Source organism: Streptomyces sp. NPDC013455, assembly GCF_040632975.1.
GTDB lineage: Bacteria > Actinomycetota > Actinomycetes > Streptomycetales > Streptomycetaceae > Streptomyces.
Genome location: NZ_JBEYCX010000005.1, coordinates 344194 through 363692, shown reverse-complemented (window position 1 = coordinate 363692; position 19499 = coordinate 344194). Strand labels below are relative to the sequence as shown.

Below are 19499 nucleotides of genomic sequence, written 5' to 3'. Positions count from 1 at the left end.
GCGGGCGCCCAGCCAGATGGTGAAGGCCCGCTTCATACGGCGTCCTGTGCCATCGAACCTTGATCGTGCCTTCGAAGATCGTTGAGCATACTCCCTGGTCACAGGGGATCTGACGCCGCACGGATGTCTGGCTCAGCGACTGGGCCCATCAAACCGGATGGCACCCTCCGCTTTTGAGGTACTCCTTGCCCAGCCTTGACCAGGCATGATCAGGATTCGATGGCGAACCCGCGGCCGTCTCATTCGACGGCACCGTGATCACAGTGTGTCGACGCAGACAGGGGTGTGACCGGCATCAGGCGCTACCCGCCGCAGACGGTGGCTGCCCCATACCGCAAACGTTCCGGTCACCCGCCCCTCGAATGGCCTGCACCGGTCTTGGTCACCGCCTTGTCAAGCCACGAAATTCCGCGCCATGACCCAGACCCCACACGCAAGGCGTAATGGAATCACCACACGGCGAAGGAAGCGGACGCCCACCGCCCCACCGCAGCCTCCTCAGCCCCACTCTCAAGGAGCCACTTATGATCATCTTCGGCACCCGCGTATACCTGTACCAGCTGGCGATACTCATGCTGGCATGTCGTCACTGCAACAACCCAGCCGCGCACACGGTCACGAAATACGTCACCAAGTTCACGCTGTTCTTCGTGCCACTGTTTCCTATCTCGACGGAATATGCGATCCAGTGCACGTTCTGCGGAATGGAGCAGGAGGTGCACAAGGAGTGGGCCGAGCAGTGGCAGGCACAGGCCGCGGGCACTCCCGACAGGGAGGCGTACGAGCAGGCACCCCAGTCGTACCAGCACCCTGGAGCCTGATCGGAGACCGACGCTACCGCCAGCCCCCTGCGGCGGCTCCGAAAGGCGAAGCGCCTGCCAGGTGATCACTTCCGGGCCGCCCCTGAGCCGCCCAAGGGCTGTCCCGGAGAACTCCTCCGGGACAGCCCTTAGACGCCGTTTCTTATGGCTGTCGAGCAAGGAGTCGACAGACATGGCCGGAGGCTTGTCAGTGCCTGCGGCTAACGTCGCGCCCATGGGCATCCACTGCGAGTACGTTCGTCTGTCCCCTGCCGAGCTGCGGCGGTCGTTGAGTGAACCTTCCTGGGCACAGGAGCACATCGATGAGCTGGGCGATGCTTGGGCCGAAGGAGAGCCGCTGCCACCCGAGAAGGCACCGTTCTTCAGCATCGAGAAGGCGTGGCACAAGCTGCACCACCTCCTTGCTGCCCACGGCGGCATGCCGGTCGACGTCATCCACGGAGGGTCCGAGCTTCCGCTGGAGGACGAGCTGGACTACGGACCCGCCCGTTACCTGAGTCCCGAGGACGTCGCCCGGGCCGGCGGCTTCCTCGCCGCCACACCGTTCGACGAACTCGCCCGGCACTACGACCTGGCCGCCATGCGCCGTGCCGAGATCTACCTCTTGCCGGAATCCGACGCCGAGGTCCCCGCGGACCTGGACACCCTCCGGCACCGCTACGAGGAGCTGACCCGGTTCTTCGCCGGTGCCGCCATAGCAAGCGACGCCATCGCCCTCATGCTGGCCTGACCCGGCTCCCGCCCTGCCTGGACCTGCTTCACCTGGCCAGACGGCGGTAGCCGATGAGGGCCGCGGCGAGGCCGACGAAGGCCAGGAAGTGCTCGGCCGTGCGTTCGTAGCGGCGGTGCAGGCGCCTGCAGCCGACCAGCCAGGACACCGTCCGCTCCACCACCCAGCGGTGCCGCCCGCCCCAGCCGGGCGGAGGACTCGATGCCCTTGCGAGCAATGCGGTGGCGGATGCCATGCTTGCGGAGCCATTTCCGCAGGTGGTCGTAGTCGTATCCCTTGTCGGCATGGAGTCTGGCCGGGCGTCGGCGACGTGGACCGTGCGGGGAGCGGATAGGTGGGGGATGCCGCGAACCAGCGGCTTCAGGGCCTGGCTGTCGTGCAGGTTGGCGCCGGAGATGCCCAGGGACAGGGGCAGCCCGTTGCGGTCCGTGATGAGGTGGATCTTCGATCCGTTCTTGCCGCGGTCGGTCGGATTCGGTCCGGTCAGTGGCCCCCTTTTGTGGCCCGCACGCTGACCGAGTCGATCGCGCACCGCGACCAGTCCAGCTCACCTTGGGCGCCGAGTTCGTCCAGGATGATCCGTTGGAGCCGGGCCCACACCCGAGCCCGGCTCCACTGGGCGAAGCGCCGGTAGACCGTGGGCCAGGCCGGTCCGAACACCGGGGGCAGTTGCCGCCAGGTGCAGCCCGAGGTGGCCACATAGATGATCGCCGCCAGGCATTCACGGTCGCCGGCCCGCCGTCGCCCACCGCCCTGCGGGCGTACGACCTGCGTCGGCGGGACCACCCGCCGGAACAGTGTCCACAACTCGTCCGGCGCCAACCGCTTCACCAGATCCGTCATGCACGGATCAACGAACGATCACTCCAAAGGAAACGACGTCTTAATCCTTGGCCAGGCGTGATCACACTTCACAGGCACGAACCCGCATCCGTCTACGTTCGACTGGGCAGTGGTGTGCCGGCCGCAGTCGTGGCTCCCGCCTCGACGCCGACGACAGGCTCGACGCGTACAACGAGCGGCGCCCGGCGCTGGACGTCTACCGCCGGCACCGCCCATTCCACGGCGGCGGTCACCTCCTGGCGCACGGCGACTGGGCGGTGTTCATGCCGCAAACAGGATGGGCGCTGAGCCTGGACGATTTCCTCGTGACCCGGCTGGTCGAGCGCGCTGTGCATATGGAGGACCTGGCGGTCGGCGTGGGCATCAGCGTGCCGCAGCTTCCCGGCGCGGCCTCGATCCCGTGGTCGCGCTGCTGACCGGACTTGCCATCCGGCGCCATGGCCAAGCGGCACTGCTGCCTGCCCTGACGTGCGCGGAGCGGGCACCAGCTGCGGTCAAGTGTGCTGAACGTTGCGTCAGTTCGTGTGGCCCGCTGACAGATACCGATATGATCACCTGTCCATGGATGCAAGCGCAGGAAAGATGGTCGCCATCCCGCCGGGGCAGGTGACGCTGTCGGACCGGCGGACACAGCGCAGTTGGTCGGTCGAGCTCGCGCCCTACGAACTCGCGGCCTTCCCGGTTACCCAGGCACTGTACGCGCAGGTCACCGGCCTGCGGCCAAGCACCGCCCAGGGGGCCGCATTGCCCGTCGAGAGCGTTTCCTGGTGGGACGCGGTCCGATTCTGCAATGCTCTGTCCCAACACGACGGGTTCGCACCCGCTTACCGCCTCCACACCGACGGCGAAGGCATTGAGTGGGACACGTCCGCCGACGGGTACCGGCTGCCGACCGAAGCCGAATGGGAGCACGCCTGCCGTGCCGGTACGACCGGACCGCACTATGCGCCACTCGACGAGATCGCTTGGTACCGCGGCAATTCCCACGAGCAGATCCACGATGTGGGTCGCAAACGGCCCAACCCATGGGGCTTGTACGACATGCTCGGCAACGTCTGGGACTGGTGCTGGGACATCTACGACGCCGAGGTCTACGACGCCTACAGGGTGTTGCGCGGCGGAGGGTGGTTCGACGAGCACTGGAGCTGCCGGGCCTCCGCGCGGCGCCGCAGCCACCCGACTTTCCGGGTCGACGACGTGGGATTCCGCATCGCACGTTCCCTCGTGTGCTGATTCACGTTGTGTGCCGACCGCTTCCCGCGTCGTACCGGACCATCTGACACCAGAGACCGATACATCAAGGGTGGGGAGGCCGTCCTGGATGTCCTGTGTCAACAAACCTTGACCCATCGGCCAAAGCGGCGAGGTCGGCGGTCGCCGCGAACACCCGGGCCCTCAGGAAGGCGGGGGGAAGTCGTGGGCCCGTCCACGGACTTGAGCGAATGGGCCGCAGAACGTGCGCATGGCGCATAGGGTCGGCAGTGCCGTTGGTGTAACTCACTCACCTTGCCCGCTCGTTCACACAATCGGTGTGTCCGTGCACCTGTTGGTGGAGGGAGAGTGAGATGGGAGAGCACGCCAAGCCACGGCGCCGGCGACTTACTGGCCGCCGAGTCTGGTTACTGATCCAGATAGCGTTCTGGATCAACCAGCACTTCGGCGACCAGTAGCCGGATGGGTACCGGTCGTTCCGAGACTGCAATCAAAGGGCGGCCGGTGCCCGCACTGGCTGCGAACTACGAACACCCCACCGGGGTGTTCAACGCAGTCCGAGCATAGCCACCCGGGTTACCTATGACACGTAAAACTTGACGCTTGTCCGGCGATGCGTTGAGTTTTTAGCGTCACCGCAGGTGAGACGGGTCGTTGACCGGGCAGTTTCGCTGCTCGTGCAGCTGGGCCACCGGCGCGGCACGCAGCGGTCCGTAGCGGGCGACCGAGATGGCCCTCGTCCTGCATCGCCCCGTTGAGGGGGTCCGGCTGGATACCCGCGAGCTGACGCAAGCTCTTCGAGCGCGCCACCCCGCGCACATCATCACGCGGGCGTGGCGGTGCCAGCTCCTTACCCCGAGCCAAGTGCTTGCACGATCTTCGTCGTGCAACGGCTGCGCCAGTTGTCCTGAGCCGAGAACCGAATCGACGCTCGGTCGCCGTCCTTCGGCGGGCGGCCCGCGCCGGGCGAGCCCGCCCGGCGCCTGACCTACCGTTCCCGCGGGCGCCGGGCGTCAGCCGCGTGCCGCCGGGCTCGCGATGCCGGTCATCTGGTGCAGGGTGCGGGAGAGCAGGCGGCGCTGGCTCACGGCGTTGCCGGTGTGCAGCAGATACGCGGCCGGGCCCGCGGCGGCCAGGGCCGTGCTGCGTGCCTGGCGGGAGGTGTGGCCGATGGCGAGGAGCCCGAACCCGGCGGCGACGGCGCCGGCCACGAGGGGCTGGCCGGCGAGCCAGGCGCCGCCGGCCAGCGTCATGCTGGAGGGAAGCTGCGTCTTGACGTTGATGGCGGCCGTCGCGGCGTCGAGGTTCATCCCCGCCAGGCACTGGCGTAACTCGTTCAGGGGTACGGCGAAACGGTCGTTGACCTCGCTGCGCAGATAGGCGTCCAGGGCGCGGCCGTCCGGGATGTCCGCCAGGGACGCCAGCTCGGTGGCGGCCTGGCCGACCGCCTGACGGAAGGCGAGGAATTCCCGGCCGTGGCGCCGGCGCAGCCGTACGATCTGCTCGGCGGACACCCGGTCGATGTCCGCGGGGACCACCAACCCCAGGGCGAGGATGCCGATGCGCTCGGCCAGGGACGGCCTGGCCTGTGCAGCCGCCTGCGCGGGCGTCCGTAGCAGATACCCGGCCAGCGAGTCGGCCGACCAGCCGTTGGCGAGGGCGAACGCATGTGGCTGGTCGGTGGTCAGCTCCAGGTGGTTCGCCGAGCCGAACTCCTCCGCGAGGCAACTCATGTACAGGGAGACGAAGCGCTCGCGCAGGACCAGCCAGCGCGCGTCCACCTCGTGGGACAGGGTCATTCGACCCCGGATCGCCAGCCCCGCCTCCACCAGGGCCCGCGCCAGGTCTGGGCGGACCTGGCTCTCGTGGAGCGCGGCCAGACGCGGCCGGTGGGGCGCCGCGGCCGAGGTGCCTGACGCGGTGTGGTCGAAGGCGGCCATGTCGCGCTGCCGTACGCGCAGCCCGGCCGACAGGGGGCCTTCGTGGCTCGCGAGCAGTTCGAGGAGACGGGGTGCGATGGCGTCCACCGCGGCCGCGGGGCTGGCGTTCTCGATGAAGCCGGCCTGGTCGGCCAGGACGCGCACGGTCCGCGAGTCGCGGATCGCATAGTCCTCTGGGACGATGCGCACGATGGCGGGCCAGTACAGCGCGGATATCTTCAGCCACCGCTCGTCGCGGACGTGGAAATACGGGTGGTAGAGGCCGAGGCCGGATGCAGGGCCTGGCGCGGTGATGGCCAATGGTGGTCCTCTGGTCTGCGATCCGTCGGGGCCGGTGCTACGCGGCCGCCGTGAGCCGGTCGAACTCGGCTTTGTTCCTGTCGAGCTGGGTACGGTAGACGTCCGCGTCCGCGTCGAATCCGCGGGTGCGCGCGTAGTCCAGGCAGAGCCCCGCGCGGTGCATGGTGACGACCGTACGGAAGAGGTCCCTGGCCCGGCGGTCCTCCCCTTCGTCCGAGGCGATCGTGGTGACGTGGTCGCGATTGCTGTTGAGCATGACGGCCTCGATGGTGTGCATCGGCCCGCGGCCCGGGCCCGCGGCGCTGTCCTGCCTCATGCCGAGGATCTGGAAGAAGGGGCCGCGCAGCAGCACCTCTTGCTCGTACGCGTACGCCGACAGCCCGTCCACGGGCACGGCGCACATCGACGTGACCGTGCTCGCCGGGAACGCCGAGCGGTAGGCGGCCAGGAGTTCCTGCGGCAGCCCGGCGACGTCGATGCTCCAGAGCAGCGGGTGGCGGTCGGGGAAGCGCCTGGCGGTCTCCCAGGCGAAGGCCATCGCTTTCTCCTGGCTACGGCTGGCCGACATCATGGCCAGGGGTACGGAGAGGTAGCGCTGCTCGACCGGGCCTGCGGCGGCCCGGGTGAAGGCCGCCAGCTCCTCGGCCGTGACCGCCATGCCCCGGTAGACGGTGCCCTGGAAGTTGTCGGCCGTGCGGTGCCTGTGGCGGTAGTTGAACAGGTCGATGCTCAGGAGTTCCACGAGGAACGCGGCGCTGCGCAGGGCGATGGGGTCGCCGGTCAGTGACACGGTGCGGAAAGCGGTGTTGATGGTGCTGAAGATGCGCTGGTATCCGGCGTCCGAGGTGTAGAGGCGGACCGCGCTGTAGTCCTCCCGCTGCGGCCCGGCGTCTGCCCGGCGGTCGGCCCAGTCCTTGGTGCTGGCGAAGAGTTCCGACAACTGGCCGTCCAGTTCGGGATCGGCCGCGCTCGGGGAATCCGGACTCACCCGCTCCATATAGGCGCGCAGTTCCGCCATGAAGTCGAGGTAGCGGTCCCAGTGGATGCGAATGTCGTTGATCGCCCGCCGTACCTCGGACATCCGGCTCTGCACGTTCGTCCCGGAAAAGAACGGGCGCCGGTCCTCCAGCATTCCGCTGGTGCACAACGGCTGGAGTTCCGACCACCCGGAAAACCTGCTGAGGCTGCGTTCCGCTTTCACGGTCACTCCCCTCCCGGCCATGCGCTGACGGGCCGCCCCGCTTGGCCCGCCCATCATAGGGGCCGCACGGCGGCACGGTGTTGGTGTTTGTCCACGGTGAAGGTCCGCCCGTGTTGCGTACGGCGGATGCGCGAATTCCCGGGGCGCTGTGATTTCCGTGAATGGCGGGCGGGGTGCGGCGGCGGTGTTCCCAGCCGGTGTCACCGCTCGCCGCGGCGCCGTGTCCGGCTACCTCCCTGTGCCGCCTCCGCGGTGCGCGGCCGGGCGTCACCGTAGGCCGTGGAGCTGCTGGAAGCCGGCTTGGGCGCCGACTCGCGGATCACGTCGCTCGCCTACCCCGTTCCTCCAGCAGCGCGAGGGCAACAGCCTCGGGGGGGCTCGCGCTCCGGGCGCGGACCGTCGCGCCCGTTTTGGGCGTGCGAGGGCTGATGTCGGCGATTCGGCCAACCGCCCCGATTCGCAACTTTGTTGCGGCGTCTGGGTCCATGCTGTGACCGGAATCGATACCTTGCGGATCTTGCTTGACTCAGAGCAGGTCGTGAGGGTGGAGGGAATCGTAGTTTGCGGATCTCGGGGGCGTTAGGCTGCGGATCTATATCCTCGATTAGTCACGACACGTCACGGGCGCCGCTCACCAGCTGACTTTCAAGCGTGCTCGCGTACGTCCGGCCCGGTCCATGTGGAGCGGCGGTCAGTCGGCCGGTCAGGCGGGCGACCGCGTTCCGCCCGGAGGCCACGGCCCGAGCCCGGCCAGACGGGCCCGCGGCCAGTCTGCGTCGGCCAAGCAGGGTCAGGCAGACGCGACTGAATGCGCGAGACGAGCTGGCACCGATGTTCCTTAGACCGTGTCCTACGTGGTGAGGCGGACGAGTCGTTTGTAGCAGCACAGGGCGGCGGCGAGGCCGAGAAAGGCCAGGTAGTTGCGGGGATCGCGCTCGTAGCGAGGGCTCAGACGTCGGTAGCCGGACAGCCAGGACATCGTCCGCTCGATGACCCAGCGGCGGCGGCCCAATCGTTCGCTGGACTCGATGCCTCTGCGCGCGATCCGTACTCCGATGCGTTTGCCACGTAACCATTTCCGCAGGTCGGCGCGGTCGTAGGCTTTGTCCGCGTGGAGGCGCTGGGGCTTGAAGTACCGGCCGCGGTAGGGGTCGTGTCTCGTTTGGTGACCCTCGACCATGGGCTTCAGCCCTTCGCTGTCGTGGGTGTTGCCGGCAGAGATACCGACGAGAAGGGGCAGTCCGTTCGCGTCCGACAGGACGTGCATCTTGGAACCCGGCTTGCCCCGGTCCACGGGACTCGGATCTGTGTGTTCGCCCCCTTTTTAGCTCTGACGTGGGCGGTGTCAAGGACGACGCGGGTGACGTCGATGAGGCCGGCGTCGTCGAGACGGTGCAGCACCGCTTCGTGGAGGCGGCCCCAGACGCCGGCTCTCGACCAGATCAGGAATCGGCGGTGGGCGGTCGACTTCGATATGCCGAAGCACGGCGGAAGTTGACGCCATGCGCAGCCGCTGACCAGGACGTAGATGATGGCCGCGAACAGCGTCTCATCAGGCGTGTTCGATGTTCCGCCACCCTGTGGCCGTGCTCGTTGCTCTGGGATCAGCGGCCTCGCGATCTCCCACAAGCCGTCCGGCACGATCCAACTCCACGTTCCCCGCCCCATACCGGGTCAACGTCCGCCTCACCACGTAGGACACGGTCTTAGACCTCGTATGTCCAAGGCGGACGGTGTCAGACGCTGATGTCACTTCGAACAGGCTGGCAGGTGCACTGCTGCGATCCGCAAAGGTGTGTAGGTTGGTCGCCAACTCGACTGTCTCCCAGGGAGGTTCCATGCTGCCGGACGTTCTCACCGCCCTCGCCGCGTCGGGAGGTGCAGCCATCGTTGCAGCTGCAGGCACGGACGTCTGGACGGAGACGAGGACAGCTGTGGCGCGCCTGTTCGGACGGGGCGGTCAGCAGGAAGAGGTCGTACTGCGCCGACTTGACGGGACCGCCACTGATCTCGCTCAAGCGACCGATGACCAGCTCACCGAGCAACTGCGGGGTCAACAGGTGCAGTCGTGGCGAACCAGGCTTCAGGATCTCCTCCTGGACCTTTCTGAAACCGAAAGGGAGGCGGCAGCAGCCGAGCTGAGGGCCTTGGTCGAGCGTGTTGAACAGCGGGGACCTTCCGCGGGCCCTGGCGGACTGGCAGTGGCCGGCGACGTCAACATCACCGCCGAGGGAGGATCTATGGCCGCTGGAATTGTGCACGGAGGCATGCACATGGGCCCTACCCGGCCGGAAGCAACACAGGGCTGACTGCTTCCGGGATTCTCGCCACAGAGCCCACACTGCCCAAAGCAGGCGACGGCGTATCCCTCACTGCTGCGGGTGGCAGCACAGTCATCGGGGCAGTCGGGCAACTGCACATTACGCAGCAGAACCCTGCCAAGCGCCGGCGGCCGTCTCCTCAGGAAAAACAGGCGAAGAAGCTACTCGAGGACATCGATCGGTCAATCAAATCCGGAGACGCTCTCCATGCGGTCGAGTACGGTGGCAAGCTTGCCGACCTGAGTCCCAGTCACCATGACCTCGTGGCACGCAAGGTACGGGATGCTATGCGTCTTCCGAGCGCGCCGAACGAGTGCTATTTCGATGCCGCAGAGGTTCTGGAAAAGATGGGCGGGAAATACTCTCCACAGGCCGCCCAATACCTCTGGGAAGTTATCAACGAACCGAGCTCGCCCAATCGGTCACTCGCGGTCAGGTCCCTCTTCATTCTCGGGAATCGCTACTACCGAGAGGTCGAGAAGCGGGCACCCGAGATGCTGATCAAAGCGCGAGATCCCGATCTCTGGGGTAAGGCCGAAGATTTTGACTGGCTACGCCGCTGGGTGAGCAAGGCCCCGATCAAGATCGAGCGGAAAGAGAAGTCCGGATACTTCTCCGAGGATTCTCGCGTGCGCCGCAAGGAAGCAAAGGCTCACGAAGAGACGATTGCATGGTCGGCGCACAGCGATAGGGGGAGTTTTCGGTGCATCAACGTAGGTGCCGTCGAAAGCCTTGCTTCGCTGGGTCCTGAGTTCCATAAAAAGGCAGTTCGACTCGTCAGATCCATCCAAAGTTGGTCATGGTTTGATCTGGAGAACCCGGAATTTAAGTCCAACCTTGGTTGCGCACTAACTGTCCTGGGGGTGGAGTTTTCGGACGAGGCAATCCGACTGCTGCGTGCCGGGCTTGAGGATCCGCGGAGAGTGAAGCCCACTTCATATACCGGGGCGGCCCGGAGCCTGGCGAAGCAAGGTCCGCTACACCATGGAGAGGTGATTGATGCCTTGCGGAAGTTTGCATCCTTCACATTTGACGACCCCCGGGCACGGATGGATGCGGCCTCCTTGCTGGTGATTCTTGATCCTCACAAGACTGAGGAAGCGGCGAAAATCCTCCGCCCCCTCACGACCGGAGAGATGGGAGAGGTTGATGATTGGTGTGGTGCCGCCGAACTGTTGAGCTGCTTTGGGGGCGAATGGCCGAATAAGGCAAAGAACGCCCTTGCGGCGATTGCCGCCGACAAGAAGCGCCCTCTTTGGGAACGAGCCGATCTTGCAGATTCTCTGCTGCATCTGCAGAGGATGCACCCGTAGATTCGGTTCTGCGTGGGGTCGGTTGACACCCCGTTCGCCTGCGGCAAGAGGTGCGCATCACGGGCGACATCCTGTAGACGATCACTCAACTGCAGGTCATCGCCCTTTCGATCACAACGCTCAGTCTTCCTCGCAGGGGTTCGCGTGCGCCGGCAGTGGGACTGGGATCGATACCTCGCGGAGGTGAAGGGGGGATCACTCGCCGCTAATCTTGGGGACGTTAGGTCGGGGAATCACGTTCACGTTTGATGACGTCACATACTTTGTCGATGCCAGTGTCGGTCAGCAGTATTGCGAGGCTTTCGAGTGCCGCCAACAGCCCAGGATAAGGAATGGGTGCTTGTTTCTGGTCCCAGCGTCGGAGGAGTTCCAGGTGCGGAATCTCAGAACGCAGGGCGCGATCCGTGTGCCAGATCGGCGGCTGGAAGACCGGTGCGAGTGAGAACTCACTTCCGGTGACTCGACTCCAGACGAAGGCGGACGCTGCCTCTCGTGTGCGCCTCGTCGGCTTCCTGCCTGTGCGTGAATTCTTATGCTGGCAGAGATCGTCCCATGTCTTGTCGTCGAGAATCCAGCCGGAGAACTCTGTCCGTCGCGCCTGATAATCGATCCTCTTCCCGCCGACGATGTGCTGAGCCAGACGTCTCAGCGTGGCCGGTAGGTCACCATCTTTGAGGTCTTGTAACGGAGCCAGTGGCTGGATCCGCAGACGATCCTGGGTGCTCCAGGAGGTGGGGATGCCGAGGAATGCTGCCGCTTCCAGAAAGTTCAGGTTGCTGATTGCTTGAACCAGATGAACCGGGAGAACGCGTCGAAGCCGGCGGCGTCTGGCCGCGATGATCGACTCAGGGTCCTCGAAGATTGCGGCGGACAGCCAGGAGGCGGGAAGGAACTGGGGAATGTGTTCGGCAGCAATCTCCAGACCGGTGAGGTTGTTGACTGAGAAGAAGATCTTCTGGGTGGTATTGGCTTTGGAGGGTCGTAGCGTCGGGGCTCCCTGCCGGATCCATTCGGGTGAGAGCCTGTGTCGATAGACCTGGTCAATCTGGCGCCGCAGCGAGGGTGAAGCTTCGCGAGCGAGCGTGTGCCAGGTCCTGCCCCAGCGGAGGTCGTCGCGGGTGGGTAGGTGCCGCAGCAGTTGGGGCAGGGTGCTTCGCGGTCCGGAGGGCTCTTGCGCGAGTAGGTGGTAGGCAGCGAGGAGGACACCCGCGGTGGCGAGGGCGGAATCGGGAGGTGTGTTCCAGGGGGTTCCGGGTTGACGGTTGGTGGCCTCGGCCGTGGGGCGGGTCCGGCGGGTGCTTCGCGGCTGTGCCGCGAGATGCGCTTCCAGAGGTGCGTGAGCCTGTGTGGGGACGAGGTCGGCGGCGACGGGCCAGCCTGCCTGGATCATGGACACCGCGACCTGCAGATTGGCGAACCGCTGGGAGGCAAGATCACTCGGCGTATCACCGACGAGTAGGTCGAGAAGGACGGCCTGCAAGTTTGCCATGTCATGGGGAAGGGCCGCAGTCTCTGGTTCGGAAGTGTCGAGCCGGTGGCCGCAGATTTCTCGTTTTTCGGGGTTGCCGACAGGGTTGCGGCATTGTGCGGGGTGGAGCCTTGGCGTGTTGGGGGCGGGCAGCAGGGTGACGGAACTGCCAAGCCGGCCGCCGAGAGCGGGGAGGTAGCAGCGTGGGCAGTCGCTGAGCAGGAATGCCTGGTGCTGGAGGCAGGCGAAAACGAAGCCCAGTCGCCATTGTCGCCTCCAAGGGCCGCCGTGGAGGTTTTGGATCGGTGTTCCGTCCCCTGCGAGGCAACGAGGGCAGTAGCGTGAATGATTCCTCAACACCCAGGGTTCTTTTCGGGGTCGCAGCGCCTTCCCCGGACTGGGCAGCATCTGTGTGAGGGCGGGATATCGGTCACTGTATGAGCGGAGCGTAAGCGAGTCGGCCTCTTCGGGGGTAATCCGAGCAACCCTGGAGAAATCCTTCAGGCGGGCTTCGTCCATCATCAGCAGATGAGATGCTGAGACTTTCGCGTGTGCGTATTTTGGCGTGGTCAGTCCAACCCGCAGGGCCACCTGGTCAGGGGTCAGGTCAAGACGGTGAGCCATTCGGAGAAGAAGGCCGGGGAGGCTTTCGTCGGGCAGCGGCCGAAGGCTCCTGGGCAGCGGGTCCCTCGCTGTGGGCATAGGTCAGCCGGTCCTGTCTTCGGCAGCACTTGGTCCGTGATCGTCGAATACGGTGTTGCGAGGTCGGCGTCTCGCGCCGGACGGCCGACGGGCGGTGTCGGCGTACGGGTGGTCTGGCGGCATGGGTTCGTCGGGGGCGTCGGCCATGTCCTCGCGTCTGAGCACGATCTCGTCGAGCAGGTCCTCGTCGAGGACCTCTCTGCCGCTGTCCATGGCCTCCTGGGCGCCGTCCTCGATGAGACGGCCGAGCAGACCGACGACGCCGCCGGTGCGGCGCATCAGGTACTCGGGCATGGTGCCGTCGGTCAGCATGCCCTTCTTCGCGTTCAGCAGCCGAAGGTGGTTCTCGACCCCACGCAGGTGGTTGAGGAAGGCTCGGATCTGTTCGGCGGTGGTGTGGCGGAATCGATCAAGTTCGACCAGTTCGAATCGGTGCTCGGTCTGGGTGACTTCCAGGCCGTGGATCCGGGTCGACTCAAGCTGAGGCATGACCCACTGGGCCGTCGTCTTGTCCCACTTCGCCTCCCGCAGCAGTCCGGTGGCGGGGATGTTGACGCCGGTGAGGATCAAGGTGACATCCAGGCTCATGAAGGCCCGCATCAGGTCCAGGACATCCTGGTCGTCCGAGCGGTGCATCCGGAGCCGGCTGATGTCGTCGAGGACGAGGACCTTGACGCCGTGGTCTCGCAGGGAGTCAGCGACCAGGCGGACGAGTTCGGGGAGGGTCGCCCGCCTGCGGAAGTCGGCCCGGAAGAAGTTCAGGATCGACACGCATGTGCTCTTGGGTGTCGCGGTGACCGGCGTCGAGACATAGACGACCGGCGCGTGCAGGTCGACGGTCCCCTCGATGGCGCCGGGGATCAGGAAGTCGTGCAGCTGAAGCCACTGGTCCTCGAAGGCGGCGGTGGCCGAGCAGACGGTGGCGGTCTTGCCGTAGTTGCCCCAGCCGCTGACCATGATTCCGGCCAGGGTCGGGGCGTCCTGCTTGAGCGTGTTGCCGTTCAGCCTCCGCCGGATCAGCCGGGTGACCTTCTCCTGCATCGGAGTCCGCTGCAGCGGCAGGTTGACGTTGGTCATCCTGCGATAGAGGTCGTAGTCCGTGCGTCGGGCGGCCGGGACGATCCGCCACTGGTCCGGGGTCAGCGCTGGCGGCGGGACGAGCCGCCCGCGGTGAGCCCTGTAGTGCTGCCAGCCCGAGTAGGTGTCCCGGTGAGGACGTCCTGCGAGGATGAGTTCGGCGATTTGGGCCCGGGACGGCAGGCCGGCCAGCGGATCGTCGGGATCGGGGACATGGCTCACGCGTTCTCCTCGAGGAGGCCGTCAGTGTCGTCGTCGAGCGGAAGCAGGAAGAGAGGCCGGCGACGCAGCGCGTCGTCCAGCAGCGGTGGCGCGACCGGTTCGTCCCTGACGGCCTCCTCGCGCCGCCGGCGACGGTCCAGGTCGGAGGCGGCTTCGATCGCGCGAGCCTGATCGGCCCAGGCAGCCGGCATCAGGGCCGGGCGGGCAGACGGCTCCGGCCGGTCCGCGGCGGCGGCCTGCGCGTGCGTCTCCTCGCGTACTCGGGCGGCGCGTTGCTTCTTCCCGGTCTTCTTGGCCACCTGTGTGGGCCACTGATCGACGGGGGTGACCGACCCCAGAATGTCCAGCAGGGCGGGCAGGAGGTCCTCATCCGATCGGGCGACGATCTTGTTCGCTCTCATGTGCTCGAGGAGGGCATCGGCGGTCTTGTCCGAGAACGCGGGGATCTCTCCCTCGGGCGGAAGTCCCCGCCAGCGCAAGGGATGCCAGGTTTCGTGGTCGGCGGGGTCCTGGAAGAACACCTGCCGCCGGTCTCGGCGGTCACTGCGGACGACCCACTTCCCGGCATGCTTGCCGCCCCGGTCCGACGGGTGGAGGAACCTCGGCTCGTCCAGGACGTCCGCGTGATACCAAAGTCCGAGGATCTTCACCCCGCGACGGGGGTGGATCTTGACGTGGTGCTTACGCAGGAGCCGGTAGTAGAGCGACGGCTCGGGGAAGTCCAGGTCGAAGCCGCCCTGCTGCATGGCCGCGGCGAACAGCGTGTTCGGGCTGTGATCCTCACCGGGAGCCCAACTCGGAGCGTATTCGCCCAATTTGCGGTTCTGCCAGACCTTGACGATCCAGGTCGCGATGAGGCGTTCGGCCTGTGCGAGGGTGAGGGACGCGTCGCGCTCGGGGTCGGCCCCCCGGTCGGCGACGTCCGTTCCGGTGAACCCCAGCAGATGCTCGAACAGCATCGTCTTGATTGTGGAGAACTGCCGCTCGACCGCGAACTTGTCCGTCTGCCGCAGGACCCGGGCAGGCAGGATGTTGCAGCCGAGCTCCCGCTCGGCCTCGACCAGGTCGTGGTTCTTGTAGGGGCCGCCGTGGTCGGTGGTGATCGTCTCCGGGGCGAAGAACGGCAAGGCCGCGACCCGGTGGCCGGTGAACTCGGCGATGACGTCCGCGGGGACACCCGCGTAGGGCCACTCCATCTCCTCGCCCCAGCCCTCCCGCATGGGCAGCGGCAGCATCACGTCCCGCAGCAGCATCGCGACGTCGACGGAGGTGTCCGACTTCAGCGTGAGCCGAAACGCCGGCAGCCCGTGCGTGTATAGGTCCAGCGCCAGGGTCAGCGTCGCCTTGATCGCCTCACCGAAGACGGTCTCGCGCAACATGACCGGCATGGGCGTCGAGTCCAACGCGAGGACCTGCCCGGGCCGGTGGACCACCACCCGGCCCGCGACGCCGGCCTCCGCGGCGTCGTCCGCAGTCCGCTGGTAACGCGGCCTGGCCCCGCCTGGACCGAACCACTCCTCCCAGACCGCCGCGAGCGTGTAGCGAGACGGGATCTTCTTCACTGGAAAGTCGGGAAACCGCTCGCGAACGTACTGATGCATCAGACGGTGCCTGGCGGCCATGGTGATCCGGGCCCGGTCCCTGCACTCCTCCCTCACCGCGAAGATTGCCTCGCGGATCTCCTCCGTGATGCTCCGGCGCCGGCCCCGCCGTCGCGTCCATCGCCCGTCCGCGCAGGCCAGGAGCAGGCTCTCCCCGGAGAGTCTCGTCAGCGTCTCCAGGGTGCGAAACCCCAGCCCCTTCAGCCCGAGCAGGGCCGCTTCCCGTGCCGGGATCGCCTTCACCTCGGCGGCCTTCGCGTACCGGCGTTCGGTCAGCGTCGTCCGGGCCGGGTCGTAGGCGGGCCGCGGTTCACCCGGCCTCGCCCGGGACGGATGCCCGTCGCGGAATCCGGTCGCCGTCTCCAGCACATGCTCGGCCCGGATCCTGGCCCGCTCGAGCTGGTTCGGCGTCAAGTCGGCCAAGGACCTCGGCTGGAGGGATGCTCCTGAAGCCGGTCCGCCGTCCGCCTGGCCCAGGACCCGCAGGTCAGGGTGGTTGACCAGCCAGCGGAACGAACGCGTCTCCGTCCGGTCGGCACCATTCGACAACACCAGCCTGCCGACATGGGCCTCGACCGACTCGATCGTCCACTCGACTCCGTTCAGCGAGAGCCTCCGGCCCGCCGAGACCTGCACCAGCCCCTGCCGCGGCGCCATCAGCCGACCTCCAGTGAACCGGCTGCGGCCCAGACCGGCGATCGGTCGAGCAGCGGCTGGCCCAGATCGACCCCGAGTTCCCGCCGCCAGAGCAGCCGCACGATGTGCGCGCGGGCCACCGCCGGCAGACTCGTCGACTCCGCCAGCTGCCCGAACGGCATCGTCTGTGCCCCGAGCGCGGACAGCACCTGGTCCCTCATCCCGAGCAGATCCCGCCCAGGACGGCGACGCGACGACAGGTGATCCAGCACACTGAAGACGTGCTGACGCCAGCCGGTCACCACCGAATAGCGCCAGCCGCAGGCAGCCGCCGTCTCCCGGGCCGCCGCGAACTTCAACGCGTCGCTCGCCTTGACCAGACGAGCCGGGCGCACGTCCAACAGCCACATTCGGCCATCAACCACCGCCAGGAAATCCGGGACATGCCAGGACTTTCCGCCAACGTGCTCGAAATCCAGGCGGAACGGCTGCGACAGCACCTCGGACGCCTTGAGGAAGTCGAGTGCGATCAGCAAACGGGACTCCTCGATCGACTCGAACCCATGAGCCCGCCCGGTCGTGACCATGTGCTGCAGCCCTGGGCGATGCCGCTGGGCCCGCCGCCAGGTGAAACCGCGGGCCGGCTGCGTCGACATCACCGGCACGTGCGCCATGTCCCGTACGGGCCAGGAGACCTCACCACCCTCGATCCGCCACGTCGTACTCCACCGGCGCGGCCACTCCGGCCCCAGCCGGAGCCGTGCCCGCGTCTCCGCATCCTCGTTGAACTGCGCGATCAGATCCTCCAGCCCACACAGATCCGACGCGATCAGCACCTCCGCCGCTGCCCTCACACACCCACGGCAGCAGAACGGACTACCGGAACGGACTCGATCTCCGAACTTGACCGCAACACAGCGTCACTCGATCAAGATCCGCAACGTATGGATCCCGTCCGCAAGATAGAAATCCCGGTCACACATGCATCCTCCATGCGACGCGACCCGCTCTATCTCGGGATTTCAGAACCGACCGAAACACATGTGTTCGATATCTGCGGCCGGTTCGTTGAGCTTCACGACCGCGCTGGACGACCGTCTAGGGGGACCACGTTGACCTCGGCTACTACGAAATCGCAGCAGGCCACTGTGCCTCTTCCGCCACCGCCGGCGGAGATCACCTACGGCGGGCGCTATTCCGTCGATCCGCTCGCCGAGGTCTCCTTCCAGCGCATGTATGCGCGCATCCCGGCCGTGCTGGGCCGGATCGCGCGGCTGTCGTGGCGGACCGACCGGCGTGCGGTGCACCTGCTGCTGGGCTGCCAGGTGGTCACGGGCGTTTCGGCCGCTGTGGTGCTGGCCGCCACGGCCCGGGCCATGGCGCCGGTCCTGGGGGACGGCACTGCCGGCGAGCGGCTCCGTGGTGCCCTTCCAGCGCTGCTGGTGGTGGCGCTCGCCGCCGCGCTGGGCCGTGCGGCGGGGGCGGTGGCCACGTACGCGGAGCGGCGGATCACTCCGCGACTGACCACGGAGACGGACTGCGCGCTGGTCGAGGCGGTGTGCCGGGTGGAGGCTTCGGCGTACGCGGAAGACGGCTTCTCGGACCGGCACGAGGCGGCCGGGATGGGAGTGATCCGTACGCACGTCATGGTCACCGACGCCCAGCGGTTCCTGTCCGCGCTGATCCGCACGGTCACCGCCGGTGGTGTGCTGTCGGTGCTGAACCCGCTGATGCTGCCGCCCCTCCTGCTCGCGGTGCTGCCGGCCGGGGTCGGCGCCGTGCTGACGGCTCGGGTCGACTACGAGACCCGCTACGCCAACACCGCCGACCGGAACGTGCTCGGCATGATGCGCTGGTGGGCGACCGAGTCCAAGTACGGCGACGAGGTCCGCGCCAACTCGATGACGGATTACCTCGTCTACTGGTACCGGGCGCTGTCCGACCGGTGCGACCGGTGCGACCGGCGCACCCTGGCCGCCGCGCCGCGGACCCTGCGGATCGCCCTGCTCTCCGCACTGTTCGGCGGCGTCTTCCTCGTCGCCACCTGGGGCGCGCTGGCGTGGCTGGCGGTGTCCGGCCGGATCGAACTCGCGGTCGCGGCGACGGCGGTCATCGCCGTGCAGACCACGCTCGCCGCGCTGTCCCAGGTGGTCGTCAACGGGGCCGCGGTCTTCCACACCAGCCTGTACCTGAGCGACATGCAGGCCTTCCTCGACGGCGCCGCCGCCCGCGCCCCCGAGCGTGGCCCCCGCGCGCACGCCGCGCCGACTGAGGAGATCCGGCTCGAGGAGGTCGTCTACCAGTACCCGGGCATAGACGAGCCCGCGGTGGACGGTGTCTCCCTCGCACTGCGCCGCGGCCAGATCCCCGCGATCGTCGGCGCGGACGGGTCGGGGAAGTCCACGCTCACCCGGCTGCTGACCGGGATCTGCCTTCCGGACAAGGGACGCGTCACGTGGAACGGCACCGGCCTTGCCGAGGTGGATTCCGCCACGGTGTGGGCGGACACCGGCCTGGTGCCCCAGATCTTCGCGCAGTGGCCGCTGCGGGTCCGCGAGAACGTCACCCTCGGCCAGCCCCGCACCCACGACGACGCCGCCGTGTGGGAGGCCGTCGACGCGGTCGGCCTGCGCGAGGCCGTCGAGGACCTCCCCGCGGGCCTGGACACCCTCCTGGCCCGCGACGTCTTCGGCGGCTCGGAGCTCTCCGGCGGCCAGTGGCAGCGCGTGGCCTGTTCGAGGGCCCTGTACAGGCGCCCGGGGCTGCTGATCCTGGACGAACCCACCTCCCAGATGGACCCGCGCGGCGAGCACCAGATCTGCGAACAGATCAAGGCCATCGCCGCGGACGGCATCACGATCGTGGTCACGCACCGCCTGGAGAACACCAAGATCGCCGACCACATCGTCGTGATGGAGCAAGGCCGGATCACCGAACAGGGCCGGTACGACGACCTCGTCCACGCCGGCGGAACCTTCGCCGAACTCCTGGAACTCTCCCAGGACCGCTGATCCACCTCGCCCGCTCCCGCCTCGGCGGGACGGGTTCCGTCAAGGAGGACCCGTGCGCCCATCCCCCGCTGCCGACGCCTTCGCCCCGCATTCCCCGCACG

General features: G+C 67.2%; 14 protein-coding genes and 2 pseudogenes. 7 read left to right on the top strand and 9 right to left on the bottom strand.

The window, feature by feature from the left end; all coding sequences use genetic code 11:
* Positions 1-524 precede the first annotated feature (524 nt).
* Both ABZ576_RS12055 and ABZ576_RS12050 read left to right on the top strand, forming a co-directional pair.
* Entirely contained in the window at positions 525-821 is a 297-nt protein-coding gene (locus ABZ576_RS12055) for a zinc-ribbon domain-containing protein (RefSeq protein WP_360739113.1), read from the top strand.
* 214 nt (positions 822-1035) lie between these two features.
* Complete coding sequence (locus tag ABZ576_RS12050; protein WP_360739112.1) at positions 1036-1551, top strand: YfbM family protein; 516 nt, start codon at positions 1036-1038, stop codon at positions 1549-1551.
* A gap of 28 nt (positions 1552-1579) precedes the next feature.
* Here the strand turns inward: ABZ576_RS12050 and ABZ576_RS12045 are convergent.
* A pseudogene (locus tag ABZ576_RS12045) lies at positions 1580-2394 on the bottom strand (IS5 family transposase).
* Between the two features lie 47 nt (positions 2395-2441).
* Between ABZ576_RS12045 and ABZ576_RS12040 the strand changes: the two are divergent.
* Both ABZ576_RS12040 and ABZ576_RS12035 read left to right on the top strand, forming a co-directional pair.
* A complete protein-coding gene (locus tag ABZ576_RS12040) occupies positions 2442-2810 on the top strand; it encodes a hypothetical protein (protein ID WP_360739111.1) in 369 nt (122 codons plus the stop codon).
* A gap of 166 nt (positions 2811-2976) precedes the next feature.
* Positions 2977-3627 (top strand): formylglycine-generating enzyme family protein, encoded by a 651-nt coding sequence (locus tag ABZ576_RS12035; protein WP_360739152.1) that lies wholly within the window; start codon positions 2977-2979, stop codon positions 3625-3627.
* A gap of 992 nt (positions 3628-4619) precedes the next feature.
* On the opposite strand, the gene ABZ576_RS12030 is transcribed toward ABZ576_RS12035, so the two are convergent.
* From ABZ576_RS12030 to ABZ576_RS12020, 3 genes are all read right to left on the bottom strand, one after another.
* A complete protein-coding gene (locus ABZ576_RS12030) occupies positions 4620-5846 on the bottom strand; it encodes a DUF6236 family protein (RefSeq protein ID WP_360739110.1) in 1227 nt (408 codons plus the stop codon).
* A 37-nt stretch (positions 5847-5883) separates the two neighbouring features.
* On the bottom strand, positions 5884-6927 hold the full coding sequence (locus tag ABZ576_RS12025; protein WP_360739108.1) for a hypothetical protein: 1044 nt from the start codon (positions 6925-6927) through the stop codon (positions 5884-5886).
* Between the two features lie 970 nt (positions 6928-7897).
* Positions 7898-8715 (bottom strand): IS5 family transposase gene (locus tag ABZ576_RS12020; RefSeq protein ID WP_360739107.1). Its coding sequence is split into 2 segments (ribosomal slippage): positions 7898-8373 and positions 8373-8715, totalling 819 coding nucleotides; the frame shifts between segments, so codons are not numbered across the junction.
* A 170-nt stretch (positions 8716-8885) separates the two neighbouring features.
* On the opposite strand from ABZ576_RS12020, the gene ABZ576_RS12015 reads away from it, so the two are divergent.
* Positions 8886-9356 (top strand): hypothetical protein, encoded by a 471-nt coding sequence (locus ABZ576_RS12015; RefSeq protein WP_360739106.1) that lies wholly within the window; start codon positions 8886-8888, stop codon positions 9354-9356.
* Between the two features lie 275 nt (positions 9357-9631).
* Positions 9632-10681 (top strand): hypothetical protein, encoded by a 1050-nt coding sequence (locus tag ABZ576_RS12010; protein ID WP_360739105.1) that lies wholly within the window; start codon positions 9632-9634, stop codon positions 10679-10681.
* Between the two features lie 220 nt (positions 10682-10901).
* On the opposite strand, the gene ABZ576_RS12005 is transcribed toward ABZ576_RS12010, so the two are convergent.
* The 5 genes and pseudogenes from ABZ576_RS12005 to ABZ576_RS11985 form a co-directional block, all read right to left on the bottom strand.
* Positions 10902-12170 carry a hypothetical protein gene (locus ABZ576_RS12005; RefSeq protein WP_360739160.1) on the bottom strand — a complete coding sequence of 423 codons (1269 nt, stop codon included), beginning with the start codon at positions 12168-12170 and terminating at the stop codon, positions 10902-10904.
* A 210-nt stretch (positions 12171-12380) separates the two neighbouring features.
* Positions 12381-12851 (bottom strand): annotated as a pseudogene (locus ABZ576_RS12000) (TniQ family protein); the annotation flags it as partial.
* A gap of 3 nt (positions 12852-12854) precedes the next feature.
* On the bottom strand, positions 12855-14150 hold the full coding sequence (locus tag ABZ576_RS11995) for a TniB family NTP-binding protein (RefSeq protein WP_360739104.1): 1296 nt from the start codon (positions 14148-14150) through the stop codon (positions 12855-12857).
* Positions 14147-16408: a transposase gene (locus ABZ576_RS11990; protein ID WP_360739103.1), complete on the bottom strand. Its 2262-nt coding sequence runs from the start codon at positions 16406-16408 to the stop codon at positions 14147-14149. The genes ABZ576_RS11995 and ABZ576_RS11990 overlap by 4 nt, the downstream gene beginning before the upstream one ends.
* The gene (locus ABZ576_RS11985; RefSeq protein ID WP_360739102.1) at positions 16408-17223 is read right to left on the bottom strand and encodes a TnsA-like heteromeric transposase endonuclease subunit; all 816 of its coding nucleotides are present in this window, start codon (positions 17221-17223) and stop codon (positions 16408-16410) included. Before ABZ576_RS11985 ends, ABZ576_RS11990 begins: the two co-directional genes overlap by 1 nt.
* A 276-nt stretch (positions 17224-17499) precedes the next feature.
* Between ABZ576_RS11985 and ABZ576_RS11980 the strand changes: the two genes are divergently transcribed.
* A complete protein-coding gene (locus ABZ576_RS11980; RefSeq protein WP_360739100.1) occupies positions 17500-19398 on the top strand; it encodes an ABC transporter ATP-binding protein in 1899 nt (632 codons plus the stop codon).
* Positions 19399-19499: the final 101 nt, after the last annotated feature.